Source organism: Cupriavidus sp. SIMBA_020, from assembly GCF_046535395.1.
GTDB classification, from domain to species: Bacteria; Pseudomonadota; Gammaproteobacteria; order Burkholderiales; family Burkholderiaceae; genus Cupriavidus; species Cupriavidus campinensis.
The window spans coordinates 1-287 of the sequence record NZ_JAWRWU010000363.1 but is presented as its reverse complement, the minus strand read 5'-3'; the positions used below and the strand labels follow the sequence as shown (position 1 = coordinate 287).

The window sequence follows — 287 nt, the reverse complement described above, 5'->3', positions numbered from 1 at the left end:
ACCAACGACCAGGTCCTGTCTTCGGATGGCGTCACCAAATGCCCGGCCGATCTGACGCAGACCTCGCTGCGCAATCCCGATCCGAACGTGGCCTACCCTTGCCGCACCGCCCGCAGCTGGCCGGCTCCCTACGCCACCGACACCCTCGCGCTGTACGGCTTCGACACCCTCAAGTTCGACGAACAATGGCAGGCCAGCGTCGGCTTGCGCTGGGACAATTACCGCACCAGCGGCCACGACAAGAAAAAGCAGGGCTACAGCCGCACCGACAATCTGTTCAACTACCA

The 287-nt window shown here is 63.1% G+C and carries 1 protein-coding gene; it reads left to right on the top strand.

Annotation, left to right across the window (positions count from 1 at the left end; genetic code table 11):
- Nucleotides 1-287: TonB-dependent receptor domain-containing protein (locus tag SB751_RS29595; RefSeq protein WP_410748972.1), on the top strand; the 287-nt coding region annotated here is incomplete at both ends.